The organism is Saccharothrix sabaoui (assembly GCF_051756985.1).
Classification (GTDB): Bacteria; Actinomycetota; Actinomycetes; order Mycobacteriales; family Pseudonocardiaceae; genus Actinosynnema.
In genome coordinates this window covers 1-5,116 of record NZ_JBPKJK010000291.1, presented here as the reverse complement: position 1 = coordinate 5,116, position 5,116 = coordinate 1, and the positions used below count along the sequence as shown (strand labels likewise).

The 5,116-nt window shown below is 76.0% G+C and carries 7 protein-coding genes; 3 read left to right on the top strand and 4 right to left on the bottom strand.

Going from position 1 to position 5,116, the window contains the following annotated elements; genetic code table 11:
• On the bottom strand, positions 1–342 hold a 342-nt coding region (locus ACR807_RS40970), incomplete at its 3' end, for an alpha/beta fold hydrolase (RefSeq protein WP_438926942.1).
• Between the two features lie 162 nt (positions 343–504).
• Between ACR807_RS40970 and ACR807_RS40965 the strand changes: the two genes are divergently transcribed.
• Both ACR807_RS40965 and ACR807_RS40960 read left to right on the top strand, forming a co-directional pair.
• Positions 505–1,113, top strand: a complete 609-nt coding sequence (locus tag ACR807_RS40965) for an SGNH/GDSL hydrolase family protein (protein ID WP_438926941.1) — start codon at positions 505–507, stop codon at positions 1,111–1,113.
• Positions 1,114–1,160: 47 nt separating this feature from the next.
• Positions 1,161–2,120, top strand: coding sequence for an LLM class flavin-dependent oxidoreductase (locus ACR807_RS40960; protein ID WP_438926940.1), 960 nt, complete (start codon positions 1,161–1,163; stop codon positions 2,118–2,120).
• Between the two features lie 31 nt (positions 2,121–2,151).
• On the opposite strand, the gene ACR807_RS40955 is transcribed toward ACR807_RS40960, so the two are convergent.
• The 3 genes from ACR807_RS40955 to ACR807_RS40945 form a co-directional block, all read right to left on the bottom strand.
• The gene (locus ACR807_RS40955; protein WP_438926939.1) at positions 2,152–2,508 is read right to left on the bottom strand and encodes an STAS domain-containing protein; all 357 of its coding nucleotides are present in this window, start codon (positions 2,506–2,508) and stop codon (positions 2,152–2,154) included.
• Entirely contained in the window at positions 2,505–3,689 is a 1,185-nt protein-coding gene (locus ACR807_RS40950) for a PP2C family protein-serine/threonine phosphatase (RefSeq protein WP_438926938.1), read from the bottom strand. The genes ACR807_RS40955 and ACR807_RS40950 overlap by 4 nt, the downstream gene beginning before the upstream one ends.
• Before the next feature lie 169 nt (positions 3,690–3,858).
• Positions 3,859–4,482: a TetR/AcrR family transcriptional regulator gene (locus ACR807_RS40945; RefSeq protein WP_438926937.1), complete on the bottom strand. Its 624-nt coding sequence runs from the start codon at positions 4,480–4,482 to the stop codon at positions 3,859–3,861.
• Between the two features lie 97 nt (positions 4,483–4,579).
• Here ACR807_RS40945 and ACR807_RS40940 point away from each other — a divergent pair.
• A partial coding sequence (locus tag ACR807_RS40940) for an NAD(P)H-dependent oxidoreductase (RefSeq protein ID WP_438926936.1) occupies positions 4,580–5,116 on the top strand: 537 nt, incomplete at its 3' end.

Here is a 5,116-nt window from a genome sequence, read left to right as displayed (position 1 = left end):
CGGCGACGGCCCCACCAGCACCAGGGCGCCGAAGCGCGACGGGTCCCGGTTCGAGGCGAGGACGCCGATCATCGCGCTCACCGAGTGCCCGACGAACACCGCGTCGCGCAGGTCCAGCTCGTCGAGGACCTCCAGCACGTCGGTGGCGTAGCCGTCCAACGACGAGTAGCGCTCGGGTTGCCACGCCGACAGGTCGGAGTTCCCGGACCCCACGTGGTCGAACAGCACCACCCGGTGCTCGTCGGCGAAAGCGGGCGCCACCAGGCGCCACATGTTCTGGTCGCAGCCGAAGCCGTGCGAGAACACCAGCGGTCGACCGTCGTCGCGACCGGACACGGTCACGTGGTTCCTGCTCCGCACGTCCACCGCGGCAGTATCGCACCAGCGCCCGTGACGACCGCCGCAACCACCGTGACCGCGTGTCACGCCCGGGACCCGGCCCGCGCGGTATGAGATCGGCCTCACGCGGGAGCAGACGGGCGCGCCCGGGCGTTGTACCGGGTGATGAACGGACAACTCCGCTTCCGCGTCCTCGGGGACTCGCTCGCCGCCGGCGTCGGCTGCGAACGGCCCGAGCAGACCATCGGGCACCTGCTGGCAGGCGTCCTGCGCGAGGACGGGCACCCGGTCGACCTCGGCGTGCACGCCGTGTCCGGCGCGCGGTCGGCCGGGCTGGCCGCCCAGGTGCGCGCCGCCGTGCCGACCGGCGTGGACGTCGCGCTGATCGTGATCGGCGCGAACGACCTGACCTCGTTCACCCCGCCCGCCGTGGGAGCGGGGCTGCTGCACGACGCCGTCGCCGACCTGCGCCGCGCGGGCGGTCAGGTGGTGGTGGCCACCGCGCCGGACCTCAGCGTCGTCTCGCACGTGCCGCCCGCGTACCGGGCGTTCGTGTCGCAGGCCAGCGGCCTCTACGCCCGCGCCCAGGCCGACGCGGTGGTGCGCGCCGGCGGGGTGGTGGCCGACATCGGGTCCGTCCTGCACGGCCGCTTCGCCGCCGACCCGCGCCTGTTCTCGGCGGACCGCTTCCACCCCTCACCCGCCGGGTACGCGCTCATCGCCGACGCCCTCGCCCCGCACGTGCGCGCGGCGGCCGACCGGCGGGCCGCCTGAGCGGTCCCGGTTACGATCGAGGTCGGACCGCCGGAGGGGAGCTCGTCGTGGGTCGTGCCGGATCTGTCGGGATCATGCTGCCGCGCGACCTCGCGCCCGCGCGGGTGCTGCCGTACGCGCGCCGCGCCGACGAGCTCGGCTTCGACGAGCTGTGGGTGGTGGAGGACCTCGGGTTCCGCGGCGGCGTCGCCCAGGCCGCGGCCGTGCTGGCGACGACGTCCCGCATCAGGGTCGGCATCGGGCTGCTGCCCGCCGGGGCGCGCAACGCCGCCTTCGCCGCCATGGAGGTCGCGACGCTCGCCCAGCTGTTCCCCGGCCGGGTCGACATCGGGATCGGGCACGGGATGCCCGCGTGGATGCGGTCGGTGGGGGAGTGGCCGGCCAGTCCGCTGACCCTGCTGGAGGAGTACCTGCGCGCGGTGACCGCCCTGGTGCGCGGGGAGACCGCCGACCGCGGCGGGCACGTCGTCCTGGACCCGTCGGTCCGCCTGGAGCCGGCGTGCGTGCCGGACGTGCCGCCGCCCGTCCTCGCCGGGGTGCGCGGGCCGCGCTCGCTCGCCCTGTCCGGTCGGGTCGCCGACGGGACGGTCCTGGCCGAGCCGGTGACGCCCGAGTACGCGCGCGCGGCGCTGGGGCACATCGACGCGCGCCGCCCGCACCGCGTCGTGGCCTACAACTCGGCCGCCGTGCGCCCCGGGCGCGCCGAGGCCGTCGAGGCGGTCCGCCCCGGCCTGGCGTGGATCGGCGAACCCGACTGGGCGCCGCACATCGCCCCGCTGCCGTTCGCGGCGGAGTTCGCGGCGCTGCGCCGGGGGTGCGGGAGCCGCGAGGAGTTCGCGCGCCGCCTGCCCGAGGAGTGGGTGCGGCGGCTGTCGGTGACGGGCACCGCCGACGACGCCCGGGCGCGGCTGGCCGAGCTGTACGCGGCCGGCGTGGACAGCGTCGTGCTCATCCCCGCCGACCCCGACCCCGACGAGGCCCTGGAGCGGTTGGCCGGCGTCCTCTGACCCCGCGCGACCGGCCCGCCCCGGCGGGCCGTCAGGACAGCGGCGGGAGCAGGGCGGTCGTGGCCTCCTCGACCGTGGCGTGCGCCGGGAACACCGGGAGCAGGCCGACGACGCGCAGCAGCCTGGTGATGTGCGGCGGCGTGCCGGCCAGGACCAGGGAGCACCCGGCCGCGGCGGCGCGCCTGCGGGCGGCGATCAGGGCCGACACGCCGCTGGAGTCGCAGAAGGCGACGGCGGTCAGGTCGACCACGACGCGGTCGCCGCGGCGCAGGACGAGGGCGTCCACGGCGTCGTGGAGGCGGGTGGTGGTGTCGATGTCCAGCTCGCCGACCAGGGTGAGCACGTGGCAGCCGCCGAGGTCGCGGGTGGTGACGCGCAGGCCGTTCACGACGGTCCCGCCGCACCGGGGACGCCGATGGCCAGCACGGCGGCGTCGTCCTCCAGGCCCTCGCCGAAGTCGTCCAGCAGCCGGGTCACCGCGTCGATCACGCCGCGGGCGGAGCAGGGGGCCAGGGACGTGGCGAAGTCGAGCAGCGCGTCCTCCTCGTAGCGGTCGTGGGCGGCGCCCGTGCGGGCCTCCGTCAGGCCGTCGGTGTAGAGCAGCAGGGTGTCGCCGGGACCGAGGTGCGCGGTCGTGGTGACGATGTTGGCGTGCGGCAGGATGCCGATCAGCTGGCCGTCGGGGGTGCGCAGGTAGTCGGCGGCGCCCTCGGCGCGCAGCAGCAGGGTGGGCGGGTGGCCGCCGCTGGCCAGCGTCACCGCGTACCCGTCGGCGTCGGGCGTGAGCACGCCGAAGACCACCGTGCAGAAACGCGGTTGGTCGCCGCTGAACTCCTGGTTGAGCACGGTGTTGAGGTTGTCGAGCACGGCGGCGGGGTCGGGGTCGTAGACCGCCGCGGCGCGCAGGGTGTAGCGGGTCAGCGACGTGACCGCCGCCGCCTCCGCGCCCTTGCCGCACACGTCGCCCAGGAAGAACCCCCACCGCTCCCCGGACAGCGGGAACAGGTCGTAGAAGTCGCCGCCGACCTCGTCGGGGCTCGCGTGGTGGTAGTGGGCGGCGACCTCCGTGCCGCGCGGCGGCGTGAGCACCGGCGGCAGCAGGGTGCGCTGGAGCGTGGTGGCCAGCCGCTGCGCCCGGTCGCGCGCCTCGTCGGCGGCCTTGCCGGCGCGCAGCAGCTCCCGCTCGTAAGCGCGGCGCTCGCGGGCGTCGAACACGGTCATCCGGATCAGCTGCGGCTGCCCGTCCACGTCGTCCTTGACCGTGGCGGTCAGCAGCACCGGCAACCGGTCGCCGCCGGCCGTCACCAGTTCCACCGCGATGCCGTTGACCTCGCCGTGCATGCTCAGCAGCGGCGCGATGTGCGTCTCGTGGTAGATCCGGCCGCCGACCGAGAGCAGCTCGGCGAACCGCCGGCCGAGCAGGTCCTCGCGGGCGTGGCCCAGCCAGCCCAGCAGGGTCGTGTTCACCCTGGCGATCCGCCCGTCCGGCAGGGTCGCCAGGTGCCCGCACGGCGCGTTCTCGTAGAGGTCTTCGGCGCTGACCCCGGGCAGCGCGGCGAACTCGGTCATCACCTCGGCGGGGGGACGACCGCGCCGGGCGGCGCCGGGTGGCGAACGGCGTGCGGGGGGAGCATGGTCCAACCTTCCCAGAACCGGTCCGCCGCCGCACGCCGGTCGGGTGCCCGGCGATCGACGGGCGATCGACGGGCGATCGCCGGGCCGGACCGGCGGCCCGGGGTCAGCGGGCGGTGACGCGGGTGACCAGGTCGGCCCAGGCGGCCTCCACGCGGTGCGGGCTCATGCCGAGCTGCCCGGTGAGGTGCTGGACCAGGGTGACGTCCAGGGACGCCAGCAGGGTGTGGGCGAGCACCTCCGCGTCGGCGTCCCCGGCGACCTGGCGCAGCAGGCTCGCCAGGTGGGTGATCCGGAGGCGGCGGGCGGGGACGGTGAACCGGCGTTCCGGCGGTGGGTCGGCGGCCAGGTAGAGGTCGAGGTGGTCGCGCTCGTGGCGCAGCACGGCGGGGCCGAAGGCGAGCAGGCGCGTCACGGGGTCGGCGTCGGGGCCCAGTGGTGGCGGGCCGGTGAGGAACGCCTCCTGGAGGCGTTCCTCCTGGTGGTCCAGCAGGGCCAGCAGGAGGCCGTTGCGGTCGCCGAAGCGGCGGGACACGGTGCCCTTGCCGACCGAGGCCGCGGCGGCGACGGCCTCCATGGTCAGGTTCGCCGCGCCGTGCTCGGCCGCCAGGCGGGCCGCGGCCTCCAGCAGGCGCGCCCGGTTGCGCACCGCGTCGGCGCGCAGCCTCGGCGCCCCGTGCACCGGGATCAGGGGGAGTGCGCGGTCCCCCGGCGCTGTGGCCTCGCTCACCCCGGGAGCCTATCCGGAAGATAACCGGACCGTGTCCCGTTTACCGTGGTGCGCCGCACGGCGCACTGACCACCAGCACCCACCCCGGGAGTACCCGATGGCCGTCCGCATCCTCGCCCTCGTCGGCAGCCTCCGCGCCGCGTCGCACAACCGCCAGCTCGCCGAGACCGCCGTGCGCCTCGCGCCCGAGGGCGTCGAGGTGGAGCTGTACGAGGGCCTGGCCTCGGTGCCCTTCTACAACGAGGACATCGACGTCGAGGGCTCCCTGCCGGAGGCCGCGGCGGACCTGCGCCGGGCCACCGCCGAGGCCGACGCGCTGCTGCTGTTCTCGCCGGAGTACAACGGCACGATCCCGGCCGTGCTGAAGAACGCCATCGACTGGCTGTCGCGCCCCTACGGCGCGGGCGCGCTGTCGGGCAAGCCGGTGGCCGTCGTCGGCACCGCGTTCGGCCAGTACGGCGGCGTGTGGGCGCAGGACGAGGCGCGCAAGGCGGTCGGCATCGCCGGCGCCGCCGTCGCCGACGACCTGACCCTCTCCGTCCCGGCCTCGGTCACCCGCTTCGCCGACACCCACCCGGCCGACGACGCCGAGGTCGCCACCCGCGTCGTCGAGGTCGTCCAGGGCCTGGCCACC